This window comes from Pseudomonas sp. WS 5051 (assembly GCF_012985715.1).
In the GTDB taxonomy this organism is placed as follows: Bacteria; Pseudomonadota; Gammaproteobacteria; order Pseudomonadales; family Pseudomonadaceae; genus Aquipseudomonas; species Aquipseudomonas bubulae.
This window is the reverse complement of sequence record NZ_JAAQWV010000003.1, coordinates 265,175-286,607: the sequence shown is the minus strand read 5'-3', so window position 1 is coordinate 286,607 and position 21,433 is coordinate 265,175. Positions and strand designations below refer to the sequence as shown.

Below are 21,433 nucleotides of genomic sequence, written 5' to 3'. Positions count from 1 at the left end.
AACCCAACGCCCCAGGAGAAAACACTATGACTCTGCGTAAAATCGCAGGGCTCGGAGCCCTGTTGTCCGTCGTAATGCCTGGCCTGGCCATGGCGGCAGACGGAGTGGCTGCTCCAGTCCTCAACTCCGGCGACACCGCCTGGATGCTGACTGCTACAGCCTTGGTGCTGTTTATGACCATTCCCGGCCTGGCGCTGTTCTACGGCGGCATGGTGCGCTCCAAAAACATTCTTTCCGTGATGATGCAGTGCTTCGCCATTACCGGTCTGATCAGCATTCTGTGGGTCATTTACGGCTACAGCATCACGTTCGACACCACGGGCATGGAGCAGGGCGTCACCAACTTCAATTCCTTTATCGGCGGGTTTGGCAAAGCATTCCTGGCGGGTGTAACGCCTGAAAGCCTGACCTCATCCACCGCGCTGTTCCCGGAAGCCGTGTTCATCACCTTCCAGATGACCTTCGCCATCATCACCCCGGCGCTGATCGTCGGTGCCTTTGCAGAGCGCATGAAATTCTCCGCCATGCTGATCTTCATGGGCGTGTGGTTCACCCTGGTGTACGCACCGATTGCGCACATGGTGTGGAGCGGCAACGGCGGCCTGCTGTGGGACTGGGGCGTACTCGACTTTGCGGGCGGCACTGTGGTGCATATCAACGCCGGTATCGCCGGCCTGGTAGCGTGCATCGTGCTCGGCAAGCGCAAAGGCTACCCAAGCACCCCGATGGCGCCACACAACCTGGGTTACACCCTGGTGGGCGCTGCCATGCTGTGGATCGGCTGGTTCGGCTTCAACGCAGGCTCTGCAGCGGCCGCCAACGGTACTGCCGGCATGGCCATGCTGGTGACCCAGATCGCCACCGCAGCCGCAGCCCTGGGCTGGATGTTTGCCGAGTGGATTACCCATGGCAAACCTAGCGCACTGGGCATCGCCTCGGGCGTGGTAGCAGGCCTGGTGGCAATCACCCCGGCTGCCGGCACCGTAGGCCCGATGGGCTCGGTGGTGATCGGCTTGTCGGCTGGCGTGATCTGCTTCTTCTGCGCCACCAGCCTCAAGCGCAAGCTGGGCTACGATGACTCGCTGGATGCGTTCGGTGTGCACGGTATCGGCGGTATCGTCGGTGCAATCCTCACCGGCGTGTTTGCAGCCCCGGCACTGGGCGGCTTCGGCACCGTGACCGACATCGCAGCGCAAGTCTGGATCCAGTTCAAGGGCGTAGCCTTCACTGTGGTCTACACCGCGATCGTCACCTTCATCATCCTCAAGGTACTGGATGCCGTGATGGGGCTGCGCGTGACAGAAGAGGAAGAGGCTGTGGGCCTCGACCTGGCTCAGCACAACGAGCGTGGTTACAACCTGTAAGGTTCCCTCTATAAAAAAACCCGGCGTGCCGGGTTTTTTTTTGCCGGTAATAAGGCGATATTCGGTGCTATGAAATGATTTCCCCTACAGGTTATTGGGGTTGCGAAGTTCTACGCTTGTTTATGCGACCCGTGCTTGCGACACAACTCGACTATTAGCCGCTTTGCTTTTTTCTTCAGCACGCTAGAATGCGCGCCGAGGGCAGAAAACAATGCTCGAGTACGACGAAGGCGAGGATGATCTCCCGACGCTTTCAAGGCCCGTGATCCGTGTGCTGGAGCATTCGGCACAGGGCGCCTGGCGAGGTGTTAATTCAGGCGGATGCCGTAATGATGGTGGTATTCGCCAAACCCTCTTCACCTTACAACGATGAAGAGGCGTAAGCCGCGGTTTGCCCAAGGCTACTTTTTCACCAGCGGTGGTCGACAGTCGCCACAGCTGGTCTATAACTAATCTGCTATACGTATGTCATGGGGTAGAACATGAGCGACGACGATCTGGAAAACGATGACCTCGAAGTAGGCGAAGACGACGATACCGAAGAGGGCCTGGAAACGGCCGCCGAGGATGTTGCAGACGACGATGGTGGCGATGATGCGCCGGCCCCTGCGGCCAAAGGCAAGTCAAAGGCCGCTGTGTCGGTTGATGACCTGCCGAGCGTAGAAGCTAAAAACAAGGAGCGTGATGCTCTGGCCCGCGCCATGGAAGAGTTTTTGTCCAAGGGCGGCAAGGTGCAGGAAGTTGAGGCCAATGTGGTGGCTGACCCGCCCAAAAAGCCTGACAACAAGTACGGCAGCCGTCCTATCTAAGGATAAGGACCGCTTGCATGCTTGAAGAAAAAACCCGCCGTCGCTGCGGGTTTTTTTGTGGGTGTTGGAAAACTTCACATCCCTGTGGCGCGGGCTTATCGTGATTGCAACATTCCGGTTTGTCTGGCGACCGCGGTGCCTGCATCGCGAGCAAGCCCGCTCCCACAGTTACAAGTGCTTCAACACCAGCGGCAACTCGCTCAAACAGCCAATTTCCGCATCGGGAGCCTTGTCCCCGTCCCAGTGCTTGCCGCCGGGGTTGAACCACACTGCACGCAGGCCTGCCAATTGCGCTCCGGCAATATCGTCACCGGGGTGATCGCCCACATGCACCGCCGCCCCTGCTGCCACGCCACCGCGCGCCAGCGCTTCGTGAAACAGGCGCGCGTCCGGTTTGGCAATGCCAATGTCTTCAGCACACAACACAAACTTGAAGTGATGGCCCAAACCTATTCTTCGCACATCGGCGTTACCGTTGGTCACCACACCCAGGGCGTAATCCCGTGCCAGCACCATCAGGGTCGGCTCGGCCTGGGGGAATACGTCCAGGGCGTGACGCGCCTCAATAAACACCTCAAAGGCATCATCGGCCAAAGACGCAGCGTTGGCGTAACCCGCACCGTGCAGCGCATGAAACAGAATGCGCCGACGCAGGGCACTGATCCGGTGCTTGAGCTGCGGCTCCTCACTCAATACCCGCTCGCGAATCGCCTGGAAATGCCCGGCCTCAACAGCGCCCAATTTTGGTGCGTTATCCGTCAGCCAGTTACGCAACACGGCTTCAGCGCTGACGATCACCGGGGCGGTGTCCCACAGAGTGTCGTCGAGGTCGAAGGTAATCAGCTCAATCGTCATTCACTGTCCTTACTGCGTTTGGCCCTTGGATGGGCGCTGTCGTAGACCGATGCCAGATGCTGGAAATCCAGATGAGTATAAATTTGCGTGGTTTTGATGTCCGCATGCCCGAGCAACTCTTGCACGGCACGCAAGTCCTGGGAGGACTCCAGCAGATGGCTGGCAAATGAATGGCGCAGCATGTGCGGGTGCAGATTCTGTCCCAGCTCACGCTCACCGGCAGCCTTGACCCGCATTTGAATTGCCCTTGGCCCAAGGCGCGTACCACGCTGGCTGACGAATACGGCGTCGTCCTTGGGGTTGGCCAGCAACCGCACTGCCAGCCAGGCCTGAAGCGCCTCCCGGGCCTTCTTGCCGACGGGCAGCACGCGGGTCTTGCTGCCTTTGCCGAGCACTTCGACCAGCCCGTCAGCCAGATCCAGCTGTTCCAGATTTAGCCCGGTCAGCTCCGACAAGCGCAGGCCCGACGAGTAAAACAGCTCCAGAATGGCCTGATCGCGTTGGGCCAGAAAATCGTCCTCGACACCACCCTCCAGCAATTGCAGGGCGCGATCGGTATCCAGGGTCTTGGGCAGGCGACGTTCGCCTTTTGGCGGGGCCAGGCCGTTTGCCGGATCGTGGTCGCACAGGCCTTCTCGATTGAGGTAGTGATAAAGCCCGCGTACCGCCGACAGCAGACGGGCAATACTGCGCGAGGACTGCCCTTGCTGATGCAGACGCGACACCAGTTGGCGCATGCGCTGGATATCCAGTGCCGCCCAGCTGGGGATTGATTCCTTGGCGCAAAACGCCAGCACCTTGTTCAGGTCGCGGCGGTAGGCCTCAAGCGTATGCGGGGACACCTGGCGCTCACTGCGCAGGTGAATGCAGTAAGCGTCCAGTTGCCGTTCCATCTAGCGCACCGAGCGCAGCGCGTTGGTAAAGCGCGGCAGCACCCGGCCCAGCACTTCGGCGATATAGCCGAGGAACAGCGTGCCCACCGAGCTTTTGTAGTGCTGCGGATCGCGACTGGCAATCGCCAGTACACCGTGCAACCCCAGATGATTAAGGGCTACCACGGCCGTGGAACCGATTTGCTTGCGCTGCTCTTCGCCAAACAGGAAGTCCAGCTCGTGCTCGCGCAAGCTGCCGCTGACGGTCTTGCCTTCAGTCAACAAGCCACCCAGCGCCCGTTGCGCATCGGCGCTGCTGACCCAACGGCCGACCGGCATCGGGTTGTCACCAAACAGCACCAGGCTGACAAAGGGCACCTGGAAGTCCTGGCGCAGGCTGTCTTCGACGGCAATCACCAGCTCTTCGAGGCTGGTGGCGTCCATCAGGGCCAGGTTCAGGCGACGGGTTTTTTCGAACAGACGGTCGTTGTCACGGGCCACGTCCATCAGTTGCGACAAGCGATGACGCATCTCGATATTGCGACTGCGCAGCAGCTCCAGTTGACGTTCCACCAGCGAAATGGTGTCGCCACGCTGATGCGGAATGCGCAGCGACAGCAACAGCTCTTCGCGCTGGCTGAAGAAATCCGGATGCTCCTGCAGATACGCTACAACCGTTGCGGCTTGCGAGTTATCCACAGGGACGTCGAGTGCTGCTGGCTGCGTCTTGTCGGTCATCGGTTGCGCTCGCTCATAAACGGACTTGTCCTTCGTAAACACGCATGGCCGGGCCGGTCATGATCACAGAGTGGCCAGGGCCTGCCCATTCGATGGACAACCGGCCACCAGGCAGATCGAGGATCAGCGGTGAGTCCATCCAGCCCTGGCTGATGGCTGCCACGGCCGCTGCACAGGCGCCGGTGCCGCAGGCCTGGGTTTCCCCGGCGCCGCGTTCCCAGACGCGCAGTTGCCCGCGCTGACGATCTATCACGTGCAGAAAACCGACATTGACCCGTGCGGGAAAGCGCGGATGGTGTTCAATTTTGGGGCCCAGTTCATGCACCGGTGCAGCGTTGATATCGTCTACGCGCAGCACCGCATGGGGGTTGCCCATCGAAACGGCAGCCAACTCGACGGTCTGGCCATCGACATCCAGCTCATAGCTCAACGCCTGGGCGTCGGCCACAAACGGGATATCTGCCGGAACCAGGCGCGGCGGCCCCATGTCGACGCTGATTTGCCCATCGCTGCGCACGTTCAGTTCGATAATGCCGCTCTTGGTTTCGACCTTGATCTGGCGCTTGGTGGTCAGGCGCTTGTCGAGCACGAAGCGCGCAAAGCAGCGCGCCCCGTTGCCGCATTGCTCCACTTCGGAACCGTCGGAGTTGAAGATCCGGTAACGGAAGTCCACCTCCGGGTTACTCGGTGCTTCAACGATCAATAGCTGATCAAAGCCGACACCCGTGTGCCTGTCACCCCATTGCTTGGCATGCTTGGGCAGGATGTGCGCGTGCTGGCTGACCAGGTCGAGAACCATGAAATCATTGCCCAGGCCGTGCATTTTGGTAAAACGCAGCAACATGGGTTTACTCCGGCAGCAGGCTTTCGCCAGCAAACAACTCGGCAACAGTCTCGCGACGACGCACTTCAAACGCCTGATCGCCATCCACCAGTACTTCGGCGGCGCGGCCACGGGTGTTGTAGTTCGAGCTCATGACAAAACCATAGGCACCGGCCGAATGCACGGCCAGCAAATCACCTTCGGCCAGCGCCAGCTGGCGGTCCTTGGCCAGGAAGTCACCGGTTTCGCAGATCGGGCCGACGATGTCGTAGGCGCGGGCTTCGCTGTCACGCGGGCGAACTGCAGTCACGTCCATCCAGGCCTGGTACAGGGCCGGGCGGATCAGATCGTTCATCGCCGCATCGACGATGGCGAAATCCTTGTGCTCGGTGTGCTTGAGGTACTCGACCTGAGTCAGCAGCACGCCAGCATTGGCCACGATGTAACGACCCGGCTCGAACACCAGCGCCAGGTCACGCCCGTCGAGGCGCTCACGCACGGCCTTGATGTAATCACCGGCCAGTGGCGGCTCTTCATCGCGGTAACGCACGCCCAGGCCGCCACCGAGGTCGATATGGCGCAGGTAGATGCCGCAATCGCCCAGTCGGTCGATCAGTGCCAGCAGGCGGTCGAGAGCGTCGATGAACGGTTCGAGGGTGGTCAGTTGGGAGCCGATATGGCAATCGACACCGACCACTTCCAGGTTCGGCAATTGAGCGGCACGGATGTAGACATCTTCGGCGTCAGCGATGGCGATGCCGAACTTGTTTTCTTTCAGACCGGTGGAGATGTACGGGTGGGTTCCCGCATCGACGTCCGGGTTGACCCGCAGCGAAATCGGGGCGCGAACGCCCATTTCGGCGGCCACCACCTGCAAGCGCTCAAGCTCTTCGGTGGACTCGACGTTGAAACAGTGCACGCCCACTTCCAGAGCGCGACGCATGTCATCGCGGGTTTTGCCGACACCGGAAAACACGATCTTGTCAGCCGTGCCGCCAGCGGCCAGAACACGCTCCAGCTCGCCACGGGACACGATGTCAAAACCGGCGCCCAGACGCGCCAGGACATTGAGCACGCCCAGGTTGGAGTTGGCCTTGACCGCGAAGCACACCAGGTGCGGCATGCCGTTCAGGGCATCGGCGAAAGCGTTGTACTGCGCCTCGATGTGTGCCCGGGAATAAACATACGTCGGCGTGCCAAAACGCTCGGCAATGGCCGTCAGCGCAACACCTTCGGCGAACAGCTCGCCGTCCCGGTAATTAAAAGCGTCCATGGTGTTCCCTTATTGGTGCTTGTGCGATTGCGATTGCGACGACTTCGCTTGGTCTTCAGGGGATTTGCTGTCATCGGGAAGATACAGCGGTCCTTTTTGACCACAGGCAGAAACAAGGCAGGCGACCGCGACGAGCGCAGCAATAGAAGAGATCAGGCGCTTCATGGCGAAATCCTTTGAAAAGCATTAATTGCGCCCGAGTATACCGAGCACCCACCAGCTTGCCTATGCAGCAGAGCGGCCGAGCGTTACGTCCTGTGTGGATGATCAGTGGTCGCGGGCAGATGGCTGTTATGGGGTTTGCAATCGGCCTGGAGCGCCCGTATCTTGCGAGCTCCGAGCATGACTAGATATTACGAGGTTCCACCATGAGTTTGACTGAAGCCCGTTTTCACGATCTGGTCGATGCCACCCAGGAAAATCTGGAAGACATCTTTGATGACTCTGATCTGGATGTAGATGTAGAGAATTCCGCCGGCATCCTGACAATCAAGTTCGAGAATGGCAAAGCCCTGATCTTCAGCCGTCAGGCGCCGCTGCTGCAGCTCTGGCTGGCGGCCCCCAGCGGCGGTTTTCACTTCGACTACGATGAAAAACGCAGTTCGTGGAAGTGCGATAAAAGCGACGAGCTGCTCAGCGAAATGGTTCAGCGCCTGACACTGGAACATGCAGGCGCCGAGCTGGAATTTGAAGAGATCTGACAGTGACCGCTTCTGCTAAACCTGCAAAACCGCTCTACAGTAACGTTAGTCCGGCAGTGCCGTCCCCCTGCATCAGCACCTGCCGGCTGGATGAGCACAAAGTCTGCCTGGGCTGTTTTCGCCACGTTGAAGATATTCGCGAGTGGCGCTCGGCAGACGACCAGCGGCGCCGGGTGATTTGTGAACAGGCCCAATTGCGGCAGCGGCTCCCGTAGCAGCTGCCGCAGGCTGCGTTCGATTGCGTAGCAATCGCAAAACCTGAGTCCTTTGTTCAACTGACACACCGCAGAGCCTGACTTTACGACGACTGCGTCGCCGAACGCAGCCTGCGGCAGCTGCTACGGATAATCGTCGTACGCAATCAGGGGGCAGTGTCCCCCCTGCTTGTGTATTTATTTTGCTGTGGTAGTGTCCGGGTTCGCCTCGCACTAACGAGGTTCGTCAAAACCCCGCCATATTCCGGCGGGGTTTTGCTTTTTCGTGCAGAAAAAAGGAGTCTGCCAGGTCATGAGCACACCAACCCCACTCATCCTCACCCGCCTGGACGTACAGCGTCTGGAGCAATTGATCGACAGCTTGCCAGAAACGACTCCTGGCATTGAGGCACTGCAAGCCGAGCTCGATCGCGCCGAAACCATCGTTGGCCACGAAGAAGTGCCTGCCGGCGTCGTGACCATGAATTCCCGTGTGCATTGTCGCGAAGAAAGCAGTGGCAAGGACTACCGCCTGACGCTGGTATACCCAAAAGACGCCAACGCCGACGAAGGCAAGATTTCGATTCTGGCCCCTGTGGGCAGCGCGTTGCTGGGGCTGCAAGTTGGCCAGCACATCAACTGGCCTGCTCCCGGTGGCAAGACCCTCAAGCTGGAACTGCTTGAAGTGGAATACCAGCCAAAAGCAGCAAGCGATTTCAGCGCTTAAGACCTTCCGGATCAGTCATGTCACAGCGCAGGCGTTTGCTCGTCACGGGCAAACTGACGCAAAGACCGGTAGCTGACGCTCAGCTCCCGGGCCAGGGCCCGACGCTCATGACTGACCTGCTGCGCCTGCCATTGCGAGCGATTGTCGAGCATTGCCAGGTGCTGCTCATCCCAGCCCCATTCGCGGGTCAGGCGCTTGAGTAACCGCCGCTGCCACAACATGCCTGCCTCGCCATTGCTCAACTCGTGGCCGACCTTCAGGTAGAGGCTGCGGCGAACCAGTTCCAGTCGCTGCAACTCACCCCGGCCCTCCAGGTAACGCTCAATACGTCGGTAAACCACCACGTAGGGGTCCATCTCATCCAGGTCCAGTTGATTGGCGTACACCCTCTGTTTGAACCCCAGGCTCAGGCAGCTCACCTGCGGGTGCTCGCTGGCGTACACCTCAATCAGCAGCAGCTTGAGCAGCGACTTGTAGGGCGCCTCTATGCCCTTGAGCAATTGCCACAGCCCGGCGCCCAGAAACTCGCCGGGGGCAATATGGGCCAGGTGGCCAAGATCAATGGTTTCGTCACGGTCGATTACCCCTGTTTCCAGTAGCCCACAGGCGAATTCAGCGTACCGCGCTTCCTCATGCACCGGCACCCACCACCACATCGGTGTGCGCCCGGCGAGCCAGATGGCGGTGCGATAAAACTCATCGAGCAACAACCTCTGTCGTGGCTCGTCGCCCTCGTCGTTGCGCAATTGTGCATCGATCAAAAAGAAGTGTGCTTCACAGCCCTGGCTCGTCGCCCAGGCTTCCAGGCGTCGGCATTTTTTGCGCAAGGCCGACACGGCGGCATCATTCAAGTCCGGAGCGAGGCAAACCCACACGTCCATATCGCTTTGCGCGGTCTGGGCCAATGTGCCGAGGCTGCCCATCAAAAAAAGCCCATGGATCGGTTGTGACTGGCAAGCGTTGCCCATGCTGCAAGAAAAGTCGTGAATCAGATGTCGGGCAGAGGCGAGGGCGAGTGCGTCAGGTTTATAACCCGACACCCCGGCGGGAGTGCAGTCAGACACATAACCGGGCAAGAGCGGGTGATTGATATGAAAGAGCAGCGCCAACAGGTTCAGTAGCGCTTGTTGGCGAGGGGCCAGCCCCTCTACCGCTCGGGCCAGGCGACCCTGATTGACGCGCAAAAAGCGCCCACGCAACTGCTGGAGAACCTGTCGCTCAGTTCTCTGGTTCAGTGCGGGCGGAGATAAGTGTGCCCGCGGAATCATTAATCGTTCAGATCCCGAGGGCGGGGCGTGGCGTCAGGCAACTTCTTTGGATTCAACAAGAATCGACAGCAGTACTTGGACACTTTCGGCAGCATCACGTCCCAGGCTTGTCAGATAGCCACCATCGGGTTGATCGATCAGTTTTTTCTCGAACAGGCGCTGCGCCGCGGCGACTTTTTCTGGCGCGGCATGTTGATGAATCTTCAGGCCCTCAAGGGTACTTTCCAAGTCAAACAGTGCAAGGACTTCCAGTTCGGCAACCAACTCAGGGGTAAACGACATAAAGACTCCAGACTATGCAGGAAAAGACGACAGCCGCTCTAAGGTGATCCCACTTGTGCTGACTGTCCAGCAACAGTTCCCACCTTTGCAAAACATCCTGTCGTTATAAGGCAGTTGGAGTGTAGTCGCGTCCCACTTTGCCGCTGGGAAATTCGTAGCAGCTGCCGAAGGAACGAGGCTGCGTCCGGCCGCGCCGCGGTCGTAAAACCGAGCCCTGCGCTGTGTCAGAAAAATATCGCGGGCAGTATTTACGGTCGCTTCGCAACCGGACGCAGCCTTCGGCAGCTGCTACACATGGTGCTCAAGTGCCTGTTTTGAGCTTTCAGTTATATAAACATTCTTAAATAGTATTTTTAAGAATATCTACACCTCACTACTATTGCCCCTACGCCAGCAACCCTGTCGGCACCCCATTTTCAGGAGCAGCACCATGAGCGCATCTCTGCGTAGCGTTGACGGCCAGGACGAAGCAACCATCCTGCGGGAAATCCAGAGCGCGCTGCGAGACCTGCGCTTTGGTGCTGTGGAAATCACTGTGCATAACGCGCAAGTGGTGCAGATCGAACGCAAAGAGAAATTCCGCCTGCAAAACCCGAGTCAGAAAAACGCCTGAATCGTTCAAGCGCATTCACCTGAGTGCGCTCAATAAAAATTAAAAAATGCTTTGGAGCCTCACCTATGTCCCTACGCCGTTACGCTTTGGCCGCGCTGGCCAGTGCCATTTTTGCTGGCTCCGCTGTAGCCAAAGATTACGAGTTGTTGAACGTTTCCTACGATCCAACCCGCGAGCTGTACCAGGATTACAACACTGAGTTCACCCAGTTCTGGAAAGCCAGCCACCCGGGTGACAACGTCAAAATCCAGCAATCCCACGGCGGCTCGGGCAAACAGGCCCGCGGCGTGGTCGACGGCCTGCGCGCTGACGTGGTAACCCTGGCCCTGGCCGGTGACATCGACGAAATCGCCAGGCTGAACAAGGGCTCGCTGCCGGAAAACTGGCAAACCCGCCTGCCGGACGCCAGCACCCCGTACACCTCGACCATCGTGTTCCTGGTGCGCAAGGGCAACCCTAAAGGCATCAAGGACTGGGGCGACCTGACCAAGGACGGCGTATCGGTCATTACCCCGAACCCTAAAACCAGCGGCGGCGCGCGCTGGAACTTCCTTGCAGCCTACGCTTACGGCCTGAAAGCCAACGGCGGCAACGAAGAAAAAGCCAAAGAATATGTAAAGACTCTGTTCAAGCATGTGCCCGTACTGGACACCGGCGCCCGGGGTTCGACCATCACCTTCGTCAACAACGGTCAGGGTGATGTGTTGCTGGCCTGGGAAAACGAAGCATTCCTGGCACTCAAGGAGGATGGCGGTACCGATAAATTCGACATCGTCGTACCTTCCCTGTCGATCCTGGCTGAGCCGCCAGTGGCTGTAGTCGACAAAAACGCCGATAAAAAGGGCAATGCCGAAATCGCCAAAGCCTACCTCGAACACCTGTACAGCCCGGCCGGCCAGGAAATTGCTGCAAAAAATTTCTACCGCCCGCGTGACGCAGCAATCGCTGCCAAGTACGCACAGCAGTTTCCGAAACTGGAGCTTGTGACTATCGACAAAGACTTCGGTGGCTGGAAAACTGCGCAGCCGAAATTTTTCAATGACGGTGGTGTGTTCGACCAGATCTACCAGGCGCAGTAACCTGTGGGGTGGGGCCTTTGGCCTCGCTGAAAGCTAGAACATAGAGCCCGCGACCGAGTTGCGGGCTTCGTGCGTTAACCAAGGACTCTTATGTCTCGTCGTATCTCCCCCGTCATACCCGGCTTCGGGCTGACACTGGGCTACACCTTGGTGTACCTCAGTCTGATTGTGCTGATCCCGCTGGCTGCGATGTTCGTGCATGCCGCCCAACTGACCTGGGACCAGTTCTGGGCCATTATCACTGCCCCCCGGGTGCTGGCCGCCCTGCAACTGAGCTTTGGCACCGCCTTTGTCGCCGCCATTATCAACGGCGTGATCGGCACCGTGCTGGCCTGGGTGCTGGTGCGCTATACCTTCCCCGGACGCAAGGTCATCGATGCCATGATCGACCTGCCGTTTGCCCTGCCGACTGCCGTGGCCGGTATCGCCCTGACAGCCCTGTACGCCCCCAACGGCTGGATCGGCCAGTTCGCCAACGACCTGGGTTTCAAGATTGCCTACACCCCGATGGGCATCACCCTGGCACTGACGTTCGTCACGCTGCCGTTTGTGGTGCGCACCGTGCAGCCAGTGCTGGCCGATATCCCCCGTGAAATCGAAGAAGCCGCTGCCTGCCTGGGCGCCAAGCCCCTGCAAGTGTTCCGCTACATCCTGGTGCCAGCCTTGCTGCCCGCCTGGTTGACCGGTTTTGCCCTGGCCTTTGCCCGCGGTGTGGGCGAGTACGGCTCGGTGATTTTTATCGCGGGTAACATGCCGTTCAAAACCGAAATCCTGCCGCTGCTGATCATGGTCAAGCTGGACCAGTACGACTACACCGGCGCCACGGCCATTGGCGTGATGATGCTGGTGGTTTCCTTCATTTTGCTGCTGATCATCAATTTGATTCAGCGTCGCATCGAAAAACCGTGAAGGAGGCCTGACCATGTCCAGCTCAACACAGAGCGCTTCATCCGTGGCCAATGCCGCCCGCCGTGGCAGCCCGCTGTCGCGGCGCCTGCTGATCGGCTTCGGCTGGTTGTTTTTTACCCTGTTCCTGCTGCTGCCGCTGCTGATCGTGGTGTCCCAGGGTTTGAAAATGGGGGTCGGTACTTTTTTCGACGCCATCCTCGAACCCGACGCCCTGTCGGCCCTCAAGCTGACCATTATCGCCGTGGTGATTTCGGTGCCACTGAACGTGGTCTTCGGCGTCAGCGCGGCCTGGTGCGTGAGCAAGTACAGCTTTCGCGGCAAGAGCATCCTGGTCACCCTGATCGACCTGCCGTTTTCGGTCTCACCGGTGATCGCCGGTCTGGTCTACGTGCTGATGTTTGGCGCGCAGGGCTTTCTCGGTCCGTGGTTGCAGGACCACGACATCCAGATCGTATTCGCCTTGCCGGGTATCGTGCTGGCCACCATCTTCGTGACCGTGCCCTTTGTGGCCCGGGAACTGATCCCGCTGATGCAGGAGCAGGGCACTCAGGAAGAGGAGGCCGCACGCCTGCTGGGCGCCAACGGCTGGCAAATGTTCTGGCACGTGACCGTACCCAATATCAAATGGGGCCTGATCTACGGCGTGGTGCTGTGTACTGCGCGGGCGATGGGTGAGTTCGGTGCGGTGTCGGTGGTTTCCGGGCACATTCGCGGGGTGACCAACACCCTGCCGCTGCACGTCGAGATTCTCTACAACGAATACAACCACGTTGCCGCCTTCGCCGTGGCCACCCTGTTGCTGATCCTGGCGCTCTTCATCCTGCTGCTCAAGCAGTGGAGCGAATCCCGTATTAACCGCCTGCGCGCCAGCGCCGCGGAGGAATAAACCATGTCGATCGAAGTCCGTAACGTCAGCAAGAACTTCAATGCCTTCAAGGCCCTGAACAGCATCAATCTGGACATTCATAGCGGTGAGCTGGTGGCCCTGCTCGGCCCGTCGGGCTGCGGCAAGACCACTTTGCTGCGCATTATCGCCGGCCTCGAAACCCCGGACGAAGGCAACATCGTGTTCCACGGTGAAGACGTCTCTGGGCACGATGTGCGTGATCGCAACGTCGGTTTTGTGTTCCAGCATTACGCCTTGTTCCGCCATATGACGGTGTTCGATAACGTGGCTTTCGGCCTGCGCATGAAGCCGAAAAAGGAACGCCCGAGCGAAACCCGCATCGCTGAAAAAGTCCACGAGTTGCTGAACATGGTGCAGCTGGACTGGCTGTCGGATCGCTACCCTGAGCAGCTGTCAGGCGGTCAGCGTCAGCGTATCGCCCTGGCCCGTGCCCTGGCGGTAGAACCCAAGGTACTGCTGCTGGACGAACCGTTTGGTGCGTTGGACGCCAAGGTGCGCAAAGAACTGCGCCGCTGGCTGGCGCGCCTGCACGAAGATATCAACCTGACCTCCGTGTTCGTGACCCATGACCAGGAAGAAGCGATGGAAGTCGCCGACCGTATCGTGGTGATGAACAAGGGTGTAATCGAGCAGATCGGCTCACCGGGCGAAGTTTATGAAAACCCGGCCAGCGACTTTGTGTATCACTTCCTGGGTGACTCCAACCGCCTGCATATCGGTGAGGACCAGCATGTGCTGTTCCGTCCGCATGAAGTGTCACTGTCGCGTCACGAGATCGAAGACCATCATGCTGCAGAGGTGCGTGACATTCGCCCATTGGGTGCAACCACCCGGGTGACATTGAAGGTTGAAGGGCAGAGCGAGTTGATCGAAGTGGAAGTGGTCAAGGACCATGACAGCCTGACCGATCTGGCGCGCGGCGAGACGTTGTTCTTCAAGCCCAAGGTGTGGCAGAAGGCTTAAAAGCACGAGCGCCATCACCCCAACCCTCTCCCGGAGGGAGAGGGGGCTTGATCTATGGCGTTGCGTGAATCTGCTTTTGACTTCAGTCCCCTCTCCCTCCGGGAGAGGGTGAGGGGCTGTTGATCTTCAGGGCTTTTTCAGTTTCGGATTAGGAAAAAACTGCACCGCCTGCACCTTGGGATCCGGTGCTTTTTTCAGCGCTGACGTATTGACCCGCGTACCCAACTCCTTGGGCACCGACAAACCCTGTTCATTCAACGTATCCGAATAACCGCAGGCCACGCATTCGCGGTGCGGCACTTCGTCTTCGTTCCACATCATCAACTTGTCAGGTTCGCTGCACGCCGGGCAGACAGCCCCGGCGATAAAGCGTTTTTTGCTCACGTTCACCGGTGCATCACTCATGCTGCCGAGTCCTCGGTCAGGCCGCTGTGACGCAACAGGGCGTCAATCGACGGCTCACGGCCACGGAAGTCCTTGAACAGCTCCATCGGGGCCTTCGAGCCGCCACGGGCCAGGATCGCCTGGCGGAACGCTTTGCCGGTGTGCGGGTTGAACACGCCTTCTTCTTCAAAACGCGAGAACGCATCGGCCGACAGCACTTCTGCCCACTTGTAGCTGTAGTAACCCGCGGCGTAACCGCCGGCGAAAATATGCGCAAAGCTGTTCGGGAAGCGATTGTAGGCAGGCGGACGCATCACCGAAACTTCGTCGCGGATGCCGTCAAGCACCTGCGCAACGCTGCGACCGTCACCGTGGGTGGCGTGCAGTTCGAAGTCAAACAACGAGAACTCCAGCTGACGAATCATCATCAGCCCGGACTGGAAGTTCTTGGCTGCGAGCATTTTATCCAGCAGGTCTTTTGGCAGTGCTTCGCCGGTTTCGTAGTGGCTGGAAATCAGCGCCAGGCCTTCAGGTTCCCAGCACCAGTTCTCCATGAACTGGCTCGGCAGTTCGACCGCATCCCAGGCTACGCCGTTGATGCCCGACACACCCGCGTGTTCGATCTCGGTCAGCATATGGTGCAAGCCGTGGCCGAATTCGTGGAACAGGGTGGTCACTTCGTCGTGGGTCAGCAGTGCAGGCTTGCCCGCAACGGCTGGAGTGAAGTTGCACACCAGGTTGGCCACCGGGCTTTGCAGCTTGCCGGCTGCGGTGCGGCGACGGTCGCGAGCACCGTCCATCCAGGCACCGCCACGCTTGTTGGCGCGGGCATAGAGGTCGAAGAAGAAGCGCCCGACGTGCTGGCCGTTTTCCTTGATTTCGAACAGGCGAACATCCGGGTGCCAGGTATCGAAACCTTTGATTTCGGCAATTTCGATGCCGTACAGGCGCTGGACAATGGCGAACAGCCCGCCCAGTACCTTGTCGATCGGGAAGTAGGCGCGCAGGGCTTCTTGCGACACGCTGTAGCGCTGCTCACGCAGTTTTTCGCCAAAGAAGCCGGTGTCCCAGCTTTTCAGCTCAGGGGTGCCTTGCTCGCTGGCGTAGGCTTGCAGTTGCTCAAGGTCGCGGGCAGCGAACGGCTTGCTGCGCTTGGCCAGGTCACGCAGGAAGGTCAGCACCTGATCCGGTGTCTCGGCCATTTTGGTGGCCAGGCTCAGCTCGGCGAAGCTGGCAAAACCCAGCAGCTTGGCCAGCTCCTGACGCAGGTCGAGAATTTCTTCCATTACCGGGCCGTTGTCGAACTTGCCGGCATTCGGGCCCTGGTCCGAGGCGCGGGTGCAGTAAGCCGCGTAGACTTCTTCGCGCAGGGCGCGGTCTTCGGCGTAGGTCATCACCGGGAAGTAGCTGGGGAACTCGAGGCTGATCAGCCAGCCGTCCAGGCCCTTGGCCTGTGCGGCAGCCGCCATTTGCGCCTTGGCCGAGTCGGTCAGGCCCGCCAGTGCTGTTTCGTCGGTGATGTGCTTGGTCCAGGCCTGGGTGGCGTCCAGCAACTGGTTGGAGAACTTGCTGCCCAACTCGGAAAGCTTGCTTTGTACCTCGGCGTAACGCTTTTGCTCGGCCTCCGGCAGGTCGATACCCGACAGGCGGAAGTCGCGCAGCGAATGCTCAAGAATGGTTTTCTGGGCCTGGTCGAAGTCGCCGACTTGCGGGCTGTGGGCCAGGGCTTCAAAGGCCTGGAACAGTTCGCGGTTCTGGCCCATCTCGGTGGAGTAAGCGCTCAATGCCGGCAGGCAGGCCTCATAGGCTTCACGCAGCTCTGCGCTGTTGCACACCGCGTTAAGGTGGCTGACCGGGCTCCAGGCCGCGCCCAGCCGGTCGTTCAACTCATCCATCGCCAATACCAGGCCTGCCCATGTCGGGTTCTGGCCCTGATCCTTGAGGATGGCTTGAATGCCGGCACGGTTGTCGGCGAGGATCTGCTCGATGGCCGGCTGTACGTGCTCAGGACGGATCGCCGAGAACGGCGGCAGGTCATAGGGCTGCAATAGAGGGTTGTTCTCGCTCACGTTTGGCACCTTGGCTGGAAGAAACATTGGCTCATCTTAATTACAATCGACGCTGACCGCAGCATTGCAACGCCCTATTACGGCTAAAGAAGGAAGCTATTTGTGTCCATTCGTCCATTCCAGCAGCACACACCGACCTTGGGCGAGCGTGCCTTTGTCGATCGCTCGGCGGTGGTGATCGGTGACGTCGAAATCGGCGCCGACAGTTCCATCTGGCCACTGACCGTGATTCGCGGCGATATGCACCGCATCCGCATCGGTGCGCGCACCAGCGTGCAGGACGGTTGCGTACTCCACATCACCCACGCCGGGCCCTTCAACCCTGAAGGCTTCCCGCTGCTGATCGGTGATGACGTGACCATCGCCCACAAAGTCATGTTGCACGGCTGTAACGTGGGCAGCCGCATCCTGATCGGCATGGGTAGCATCGTGATGGACGGCGCCGTGATTGAAGACGACGTGATCGTCGGCGCGGGCAGTCTGGTGCCACCGGGCAAACGCCTGGCCAGCGGCTTTCTGTATGTGGGCAGCCCGGTGAAGCAAGTGCGCGAATTGACCGAAAAAGAAAAGGCCTTCTTTACCTACAGTGCCGGCAATTACGTCAAGCTCAAGGACCAGCACTTGGCCGAAGGCTACGCCCAGCCCGTTTAAGCCCCCCTTTTTGGAGCCCTGCATGCATTACCAGAACGTATTGTTCGACCTCGATGGCACCCTGACCGACCCACGGGAAGGGATCACCCGCTCGATCCAGTTCGGTTTGAGCAAACTGGGCATTGATGAGCCAGACCTGAGCAAACTCGAGCACTTTATCGGCCCGCCGCTGCTGCAACAGTTCATGGCCAGTTATGGCTTCGACGAGGCGAAGGCGTGGGAGGCGATGGGCTTTTACCGCGAGCGTTTTGCCGTGACCGGGCTGTACGAAAATGAAGTGTTCGAGGGTGTCACTCCCTTGCTGGAAGAGCTGGTTGCACAGGGCCGCCAACTGTTTATCGCTACCTCAAAGCCGCATATCTATGCCCGCGAAATTGCCCGCCACTTTGATTTCGCCAGGCACTTCAAGGTGATCTACGGTAGCGAGCTGGACGGTACCCGCACCAACAAGGTTGAGCTGATTGCCCATCTGGTCAACGAACAAGGACTGGACCCGGCGCAAACCCTGATGATCGGTGATCGCAAGCACGACCTGATCGGTGCCCGCGACAACGGCATGGACGCAGCGGCGGTGGGCTATGGCTTTGGCAGCTTTGAAGAGCTGAACTCGTTTGCACCCAAGTACCACTTCGAAACCCTGGCGCAGTTGCATCAGGCGTTCAAACACTGACCTGCCCTTGTGGGAGCGGGCTTGCCCGCGATGGCCACGACGCGGTGACTCTTTCACCCTGCGGTGGCCCAATCGCGAGCAAGCCCGCTCCCACAATGCGCTAACCGGCGCGCAGCGCCATCTCTCGACGCAAATCCTCGCGCCAGCCCAGCAAAAACCCCAGTTCCACCACCACGAACAGCGGTCCCACGATCAGCCCGGTGACGTCATCGATAAACGCCGGCTTGCGCCCCTCGTAATAGTGCCCGACAAACTGGAACACCCAGCCCACCACAAACAGTCCAATGCCCCAGCCCAGCCAGGCAGCGGTGCCCAACCCCGCCAGCGCGTGCCCCAGCCACACCGTCAAAGCCAGCAGCAGCGTCATCAACAACCCCAGGCGCAACTCAAGGCGCAGGTAAAACACGGCACTGGCCAGCATCACCAGCACTGCCGGTGAAATACCCATCCATTGCGGGCGCGACAGCAGCGTTGCAACGGCAATCACGATCAGCGGGATGCCCACGAAATGCGTGGCGATATTGTGCGGGTCGCGGTGATAGGCAGCATATTGGCTCAAATGGTCGACCAGGCTTTTCATGGTGCAGAACCCTCAAGTTTTTATTTTTAGTTATAAACAAATAGCTTCTTATTCCTTAGCGAATCTAAAAACCGTCCCTATACTGACTCGGTAACACACATACCGCTGGAGGCGCACACCCATGGGCAACGATTCGATTCGCTATTTGATAGTGCCGGGCTGGCAAGGTTCGTCCGACGATCATTGGCAAACCCACTGGCAAAACAGCTTGCCGAACAGTGCCCGGGTGGAGCAGGCCGACTGGCTGACGCCCCGCCGCGAAGACTGGATCGCCGCCCTGGCCGAAGCCATTGCTGCCGACAGCACCCCCGTGATCCTGATCGCCCACAGCCTGGGTTGCATTACCGTAGCCCATTGGGCCGAGCGTGCGCCAGAAAGCCTGTTAAACCAAGTGCGCGGCGCGTTGCTGGTGGCCCCGGCAGACGTCGAGCGCCCGGCCTGTGCGCCGGCCTTGCGCAACTTTGCCCCGATCCCGACCCGGTCGTTGCCTTTTCCAAGCCACATCGTCAGCTCGGATAACGATGGTGCTGTCAGCGCGCCACGGGCTATGGAATTTGCCCGTCAATGGGGCGCCGAGATCGGCATCATCAGCGGCGCCGGGCATATCAACGTTAAATCCGGACACCAGCGCTGGGAGCAAGGCTTCGCCTTTTTATACCGCCTGCAAACCCGTATCGAGCACGGCGCCCTGCGTCGCGCGTGAATTCCTGTAACGCCCGCGCCCACCCTCCGGCGGCGGGCGGGAGCCTGCCATGAGCCTGCATGAAACCTTCGGTCAGCCGCTGCTGACCTTTCCTGACGCGGAAAAAAGCCCGCTGAGCATTCGCGCCAAAGCGCTGGTGTTTGTCGACCCCCGCTCGCGCCAATTACGCAACGATCTGGAGCTGCTCGCGCCGCGCGCCTTGCCCGTGCTGATTCGTGGTGAAACCGGCAGCGGCAAAGAGTTGCTGGCTCGACATATCCACCGCGCCAGTGACCGCACCGGCCTGTTTGTGTCAGTCAATTGCGGTGCCATCAGCCCCACTTACGCCGACGCCGAGCTGTTTGGCTATGCCGCTGGAGCACACAGCAGTTCGGCCAGCAGCCGCGCCGGGTGGTTTGGTTCGGCCAATGGCGGGACTCTTTATCTGGACGAAATCGGCGACTTGCCGTGGGCAATCCAGACCAAGCTGCTGGCGGCCCTGGAAACCCACGAAGTCACCCGTGTGGGCGCCCATCAACCGAGCCCGGTGGACGTACGGCTGGTGGCGGCCACCAGTATCGATCTGGCGCAGGCGGTGGCTGCCGGAAAATTCCACGAGCGGCTGTATCACTACCTCAGCGAAGGGCGGCTGGACTTGCCCGCGTTGCGCGAGCGGCCGGGGGACATCCTTTCGCTGGCCGAATATTTCCTGGGCATCTACAGCCAGCGCCTGAACCTGCCCGTGCCGTTTATCAGCGACAGAGCCCAGCGGGTACTTGAGCGCCACAGCTGGCCGGGCAATACCCGTGAGCTGGAAAACGTGATTCATTTTGCTTTGCTGGTGAGCACGGGCGAGGAGATCCAGCCCGAGCACTTGAACCTGCCTGACGCCCTGAGCCAGATCGAGCTGTTTATAAAAGGCGCCACGGCGCAGGAGTTGGCGGCGATCAGGCAGTTGTTGCCTTGACCCTGTGGGAGCGGGCTTGCCCGCGATGGCAGCGACGCGGTGTATCTGTCACACCACGGCGTTCCTATCGCGGGCAAGCCCGCTCCCCAAAAAACTCAAGTGAACAAAATGGCATAAGAAGCTGAATAAATATTATTGTTCTGGAATAAAGAAACTCGGTATTGTCCGCTTCGTCTTCCAGGAAAACCGTCATACGAACGGTCACACACATAAGGGTATCGCATGAAAAAGGTTCTGTTGTTTACCGCATTGGCGGCTGCTTTGACTGCAGGCCTGGCACAGGCTGGCGAAAAACTGGTGGTTGCCGCTACGCCGGTGCCTCACGCCGAAATCCTTGAGCTGATCAAACCAACCCTCGCCAAAGAAGGCGTGGATCTGGAAATCAAAGTGTTCACCGACTACGTGCAACCTAACGTGCAAGTGGCCGAAAAACACCTGGACGCCAACTACTTCCAGACCCTTCCATACCTGGAAAGCTTCAATAAAGGCAAAGGCACCAACCTGACCACCGTGATCGGTGTTCACGTTGAACCCTTCGGTGGCTACTCGAAGAAAGTCAAAAACCTGTCCGAGCTTAAAGACGGCGCAACCATCGCTATCCCTAACGAAGGCAGCAACAGCGGCCGTGCCCTGATTCTGCTGCAAAAGGCCGGTCTGATCGAACTCAAAGACCCGACCAACGCTGTGTCGACCCCGAAGGACATCGCCAAGAACCCGCACAACTTCAAGTTCAAGGAACTTGAGTCCGCACTGCTGCCACGGGTGCTGGACCAGGTTGACCTGGACATGATCAACACCAACTACGCGCTGGAAGCAGGCCTGAACCCGGCCACTGACGCGCTGATCATCGAAGGTGCTGATTCGCCATACGTGAACTTCCTGGTTGCCCGCCCTGACAACAAGGACAGCGTCGCAATCCAGAAGCTGGCCAAGGCCCTGACCAGCCCTGAAGTAAAAGCCTTTATTGCTGAAAAATACAAAGGTGCGGTACTGCCAGCGTTCTGATTACACGCCAGGCTACTGAAAACGCCGACGGCTTTTATAGCGTCGGCG

At 59.3% G+C, this 21,433-nt stretch carries 25 protein-coding genes and 1 pseudogene; 15 read left to right on the top strand and 11 right to left on the bottom strand.

Going from position 1 to position 21,433, the window contains the following annotated elements; genetic code table 11:
• Positions 1–26: 26 nt before the first annotated feature.
• Positions 27–1,364 carry an ammonium transporter gene (locus HBN79_RS06085; RefSeq protein ID WP_094999744.1) on the top strand — a complete coding sequence of 446 codons (1,338 nt, stop codon included), beginning with the start codon at positions 27–29 and terminating at the stop codon, positions 1,362–1,364.
• Positions 1,365–1,846: 482 nt separating this feature from the next.
• Complete coding sequence (sutA, locus tag HBN79_RS06080) at positions 1,847–2,173, top strand: transcriptional regulator SutA (RefSeq protein WP_094999745.1); 327 nt, start codon at positions 1,847–1,849, stop codon at positions 2,171–2,173.
• Positions 2,174–2,341: 168 nt separating this feature from the next.
• Here sutA and HBN79_RS06075 read toward each other — a convergent pair whose 3' ends face one another.
• Genes HBN79_RS06075 through HBN79_RS06050 form a run of 6 tightly spaced genes read right to left on the bottom strand, consistent with a single transcriptional unit; the run spans position 2,342 to position 6,899 of the window.
• Positions 2,342–3,028 carry an HAD-IA family hydrolase gene (locus HBN79_RS06075; protein ID WP_094999746.1) on the bottom strand — a complete coding sequence of 229 codons (687 nt, stop codon included), beginning with the start codon at positions 3,026–3,028 and terminating at the stop codon, positions 2,342–2,344.
• Positions 3,025–3,921: a tyrosine recombinase XerC gene (xerC, locus tag HBN79_RS06070; RefSeq protein WP_094999747.1), complete on the bottom strand. Its 897-nt coding sequence runs from the start codon at positions 3,919–3,921 to the stop codon at positions 3,025–3,027. The genes HBN79_RS06075 and xerC overlap by 4 nt, the downstream gene beginning before the upstream one ends.
• A complete protein-coding gene (locus HBN79_RS06065) occupies positions 3,922–4,638 on the bottom strand; it encodes a DUF484 family protein (RefSeq protein WP_095017855.1) in 717 nt (238 codons plus the stop codon). It lies immediately after the preceding gene.
• Between the two features lie 13 nt (positions 4,639–4,651).
• Positions 4,652–5,482 (bottom strand): diaminopimelate epimerase, encoded by an 831-nt coding sequence (gene dapF / locus HBN79_RS06060; RefSeq protein ID WP_094999749.1) that lies wholly within the window; start codon positions 5,480–5,482, stop codon positions 4,652–4,654.
• A 4-nt stretch (positions 5,483–5,486) separates the two neighbouring features.
• Positions 5,487–6,734 carry a diaminopimelate decarboxylase gene (gene lysA / locus HBN79_RS06055; protein WP_094999750.1) on the bottom strand — a complete coding sequence of 416 codons (1,248 nt, stop codon included), beginning with the start codon at positions 6,732–6,734 and terminating at the stop codon, positions 5,487–5,489.
• A 9-nt stretch (positions 6,735–6,743) separates the two neighbouring features.
• The gene (locus HBN79_RS06050; RefSeq protein ID WP_019828266.1) at positions 6,744–6,899 is read right to left on the bottom strand and encodes a lipoprotein; all 156 of its coding nucleotides are present in this window, start codon (positions 6,897–6,899) and stop codon (positions 6,744–6,746) included.
• Between the two features lie 203 nt (positions 6,900–7,102).
• Between HBN79_RS06050 and cyaY the strand changes: the two genes are divergently transcribed.
• The 3 genes from cyaY (at position 7,103) to rnk (ending at position 8,356) form a co-directional block, all read left to right on the top strand.
• Complete coding sequence (gene cyaY, locus HBN79_RS06045) at positions 7,103–7,435, top strand: iron donor protein CyaY (protein WP_094999751.1); 333 nt, start codon at positions 7,103–7,105, stop codon at positions 7,433–7,435.
• Complete coding sequence (locus tag HBN79_RS06040) at positions 7,432–7,650, top strand: DUF1289 domain-containing protein (protein ID WP_153326713.1); 219 nt, start codon at positions 7,432–7,434, stop codon at positions 7,648–7,650. Before cyaY ends, HBN79_RS06040 begins: the two co-directional genes overlap by 4 nt.
• A 292-nt stretch (positions 7,651–7,942) precedes the next feature.
• Positions 7,943–8,356, top strand: a complete 414-nt coding sequence (rnk, locus tag HBN79_RS06035) for a nucleoside diphosphate kinase regulator (RefSeq protein WP_019828269.1) — start codon at positions 7,943–7,945, stop codon at positions 8,354–8,356.
• Between the two features lie 23 nt (positions 8,357–8,379).
• Here the strand turns inward: rnk and HBN79_RS06030 are convergent.
• Together HBN79_RS06030 and HBN79_RS06025 are read right to left on the bottom strand one after the other, a co-directional pair.
• A pseudogene (locus HBN79_RS06030) lies at positions 8,380–9,624 on the bottom strand (class I adenylate cyclase); the annotation flags it as partial.
• Between the two features lie 33 nt (positions 9,625–9,657).
• Positions 9,658–9,906, bottom strand: coding sequence for a TIGR02647 family protein (locus HBN79_RS06025; protein ID WP_094999754.1), 249 nt, complete (start codon positions 9,904–9,906; stop codon positions 9,658–9,660).
• A gap of 430 nt (positions 9,907–10,336) precedes the next feature.
• Between HBN79_RS06025 and oscA the strand changes: the two genes are divergently transcribed.
• The 5 genes from oscA (at position 10,337) to HBN79_RS06000 (ending at position 14,377) form a co-directional block, all read left to right on the top strand.
• The gene (gene oscA / locus HBN79_RS06020) at positions 10,337–10,519 is read left to right on the top strand and encodes a sulfur starvation response protein OscA (protein ID WP_016782652.1); all 183 of its coding nucleotides are present in this window, start codon (positions 10,337–10,339) and stop codon (positions 10,517–10,519) included.
• A 65-nt stretch (positions 10,520–10,584) separates the two neighbouring features.
• Positions 10,585–11,598, top strand: a complete 1,014-nt coding sequence (locus tag HBN79_RS06015) for a sulfate ABC transporter substrate-binding protein (RefSeq protein ID WP_095017852.1) — start codon at positions 10,585–10,587, stop codon at positions 11,596–11,598.
• A 90-nt stretch (positions 11,599–11,688) separates the two neighbouring features.
• Positions 11,689–12,507 carry a sulfate ABC transporter permease subunit CysT gene (cysT, locus tag HBN79_RS06010; protein ID WP_095017851.1) on the top strand — a complete coding sequence of 273 codons (819 nt, stop codon included), beginning with the start codon at positions 11,689–11,691 and terminating at the stop codon, positions 12,505–12,507.
• Between the two features lie 13 nt (positions 12,508–12,520).
• Positions 12,521–13,393 (top strand): sulfate ABC transporter permease subunit CysW, encoded by an 873-nt coding sequence (cysW, locus tag HBN79_RS06005; protein ID WP_094999757.1) that lies wholly within the window; start codon positions 12,521–12,523, stop codon positions 13,391–13,393.
• A 3-nt stretch (positions 13,394–13,396) separates the two neighbouring features.
• Positions 13,397–14,377, top strand: a complete 981-nt coding sequence (locus HBN79_RS06000; protein ID WP_094999758.1) for a sulfate ABC transporter ATP-binding protein — start codon at positions 13,397–13,399, stop codon at positions 14,375–14,377.
• 126 nt (positions 14,378–14,503) lie between these two features.
• Here the strand turns inward: HBN79_RS06000 and HBN79_RS05995 are convergent, their stop codons facing one another.
• Entirely contained in the window at positions 14,504–14,782 is a 279-nt protein-coding gene (locus tag HBN79_RS05995) for a YheV family putative zinc ribbon protein (protein WP_094999759.1), read from the bottom strand.
• Positions 14,779–16,857, bottom strand: coding sequence for an oligopeptidase A (gene prlC, locus HBN79_RS05990; RefSeq protein WP_153326711.1), 2,079 nt, complete (start codon positions 16,855–16,857; stop codon positions 14,779–14,781). Before prlC ends, HBN79_RS05995 begins: the two co-directional genes overlap by 4 nt.
• Positions 16,858–16,932: 75 nt before the next feature.
• Here prlC and HBN79_RS05985 point away from each other — a divergent pair, with 75 nt between their 5' ends.
• Both HBN79_RS05985 and HBN79_RS05980 read left to right on the top strand, forming a co-directional pair.
• Positions 16,933–17,481, top strand: coding sequence for a gamma carbonic anhydrase family protein (locus HBN79_RS05985; RefSeq protein ID WP_095017850.1), 549 nt, complete (start codon positions 16,933–16,935; stop codon positions 17,479–17,481).
• 22 nt (positions 17,482–17,503) lie between these two features.
• Positions 17,504–18,151, top strand: coding sequence for an HAD family hydrolase (locus tag HBN79_RS05980; protein WP_095024863.1), 648 nt, complete (start codon positions 17,504–17,506; stop codon positions 18,149–18,151).
• A gap of 100 nt (positions 18,152–18,251) precedes the next feature.
• Here HBN79_RS05980 and HBN79_RS05975 read toward each other — a convergent pair whose 3' ends face one another.
• The gene (locus HBN79_RS05975) at positions 18,252–18,731 is read right to left on the bottom strand and encodes an Mpo1-like protein (RefSeq protein WP_094999762.1); all 480 of its coding nucleotides are present in this window, start codon (positions 18,729–18,731) and stop codon (positions 18,252–18,254) included.
• A 121-nt stretch (positions 18,732–18,852) separates the two neighbouring features.
• Between HBN79_RS05975 and HBN79_RS05970 the strand changes: the two genes are divergently transcribed.
• From HBN79_RS05970 to HBN79_RS05960, 3 genes are all read left to right on the top strand, one after another.
• On the top strand, positions 18,853–19,434 hold the full coding sequence (locus HBN79_RS05970; protein ID WP_094999763.1) for an alpha/beta hydrolase: 582 nt from the start codon (positions 18,853–18,855) through the stop codon (positions 19,432–19,434).
• Positions 19,435–19,483: 49 nt separating this feature from the next.
• On the top strand, positions 19,484–20,380 hold the full coding sequence (locus HBN79_RS05965; protein WP_169916446.1) for a sigma 54-interacting transcriptional regulator: 897 nt from the start codon (positions 19,484–19,486) through the stop codon (positions 20,378–20,380).
• A gap of 222 nt (positions 20,381–20,602) precedes the next feature.
• The gene (locus tag HBN79_RS05960) at positions 20,603–21,385 is read left to right on the top strand and encodes a MetQ/NlpA family ABC transporter substrate-binding protein (RefSeq protein WP_095017848.1); all 783 of its coding nucleotides are present in this window, start codon (positions 20,603–20,605) and stop codon (positions 21,383–21,385) included.
• Positions 21,386–21,433: the final 48 nt, after the last annotated feature.

Bases quoted from the DNA above. Each gene is read 5' to 3' on its own strand.
- lysA (WP_094999750.1), bottom strand. From the start codon at position 6,734: ATGGACGCTTTTAATTACCGGGACGGCGAGCTGTTCGCCGAAGGTGTT.
- xerC (WP_094999747.1), bottom strand. From the start codon at position 3,921: ATGGAACGGCAACTGGACGCTTACTGCATTCACCTGCGCAGTGAGCGC.
- prlC (WP_153326711.1), bottom strand. From the start codon at position 16,857: ATGTTTCTTCCAGCCAAGGTGCCAAACGTGAGCGAGAACAACCCTCTA.
- cysW (WP_094999757.1), top strand. From the start codon at position 12,521: ATGTCCAGCTCAACACAGAGCGCTTCATCCGTGGCCAATGCCGCCCGC.
- HBN79_RS06025 (WP_094999754.1), bottom strand. From the start codon at position 9,906: ATGTCGTTTACCCCTGAGTTGGTTGCCGAACTGGAAGTCCTTGCACTG.
- HBN79_RS05960 (WP_095017848.1), top strand. From the start codon at position 20,603: ATGAAAAAGGTTCTGTTGTTTACCGCATTGGCGGCTGCTTTGACTGCA.
- HBN79_RS06075 (WP_094999746.1), bottom strand. From the start codon at position 3,028: ATGACGATTGAGCTGATTACCTTCGACCTCGACGACACTCTGTGGGAC.
- HBN79_RS05965 (WP_169916446.1), top strand. From the start codon at position 19,484: ATGAGCCTGCATGAAACCTTCGGTCAGCCGCTGCTGACCTTTCCTGAC.
- rnk (WP_019828269.1), top strand. From the start codon at position 7,943: ATGAGCACACCAACCCCACTCATCCTCACCCGCCTGGACGTACAGCGT.
- dapF (WP_094999749.1), bottom strand. From the start codon at position 5,482: ATGTTGCTGCGTTTTACCAAAATGCACGGCCTGGGCAATGATTTCATG.
- HBN79_RS05970 (WP_094999763.1), top strand. From the start codon at position 18,853: ATGGGCAACGATTCGATTCGCTATTTGATAGTGCCGGGCTGGCAAGGT.
- HBN79_RS06015 (WP_095017852.1), top strand. From the start codon at position 10,585: ATGTCCCTACGCCGTTACGCTTTGGCCGCGCTGGCCAGTGCCATTTTT.
- HBN79_RS05995 (WP_094999759.1), bottom strand. From the start codon at position 14,782: ATGAGTGATGCACCGGTGAACGTGAGCAAAAAACGCTTTATCGCCGGG.
- cyaY (WP_094999751.1), top strand. From the start codon at position 7,103: ATGAGTTTGACTGAAGCCCGTTTTCACGATCTGGTCGATGCCACCCAG.
- HBN79_RS06000 (WP_094999758.1), top strand. From the start codon at position 13,397: ATGTCGATCGAAGTCCGTAACGTCAGCAAGAACTTCAATGCCTTCAAG.
- HBN79_RS05975 (WP_094999762.1), bottom strand. From the start codon at position 18,731: ATGAAAAGCCTGGTCGACCATTTGAGCCAATATGCTGCCTATCACCGC.
- HBN79_RS06085 (WP_094999744.1), top strand. From the start codon at position 27: ATGACTCTGCGTAAAATCGCAGGGCTCGGAGCCCTGTTGTCCGTCGTA.
- HBN79_RS06050 (WP_019828266.1), bottom strand. From the start codon at position 6,899: ATGAAGCGCCTGATCTCTTCTATTGCTGCGCTCGTCGCGGTCGCCTGC.
- sutA (WP_094999745.1), top strand. From the start codon at position 1,847: ATGAGCGACGACGATCTGGAAAACGATGACCTCGAAGTAGGCGAAGAC.
- cysT (WP_095017851.1), top strand. From the start codon at position 11,689: ATGTCTCGTCGTATCTCCCCCGTCATACCCGGCTTCGGGCTGACACTG.
- HBN79_RS06065 (WP_095017855.1), bottom strand. From the start codon at position 4,638: ATGACCGACAAGACGCAGCCAGCAGCACTCGACGTCCCTGTGGATAAC.
- oscA (WP_016782652.1), top strand. From the start codon at position 10,337: ATGAGCGCATCTCTGCGTAGCGTTGACGGCCAGGACGAAGCAACCATC.
- HBN79_RS05980 (WP_095024863.1), top strand. From the start codon at position 17,504: ATGCATTACCAGAACGTATTGTTCGACCTCGATGGCACCCTGACCGAC.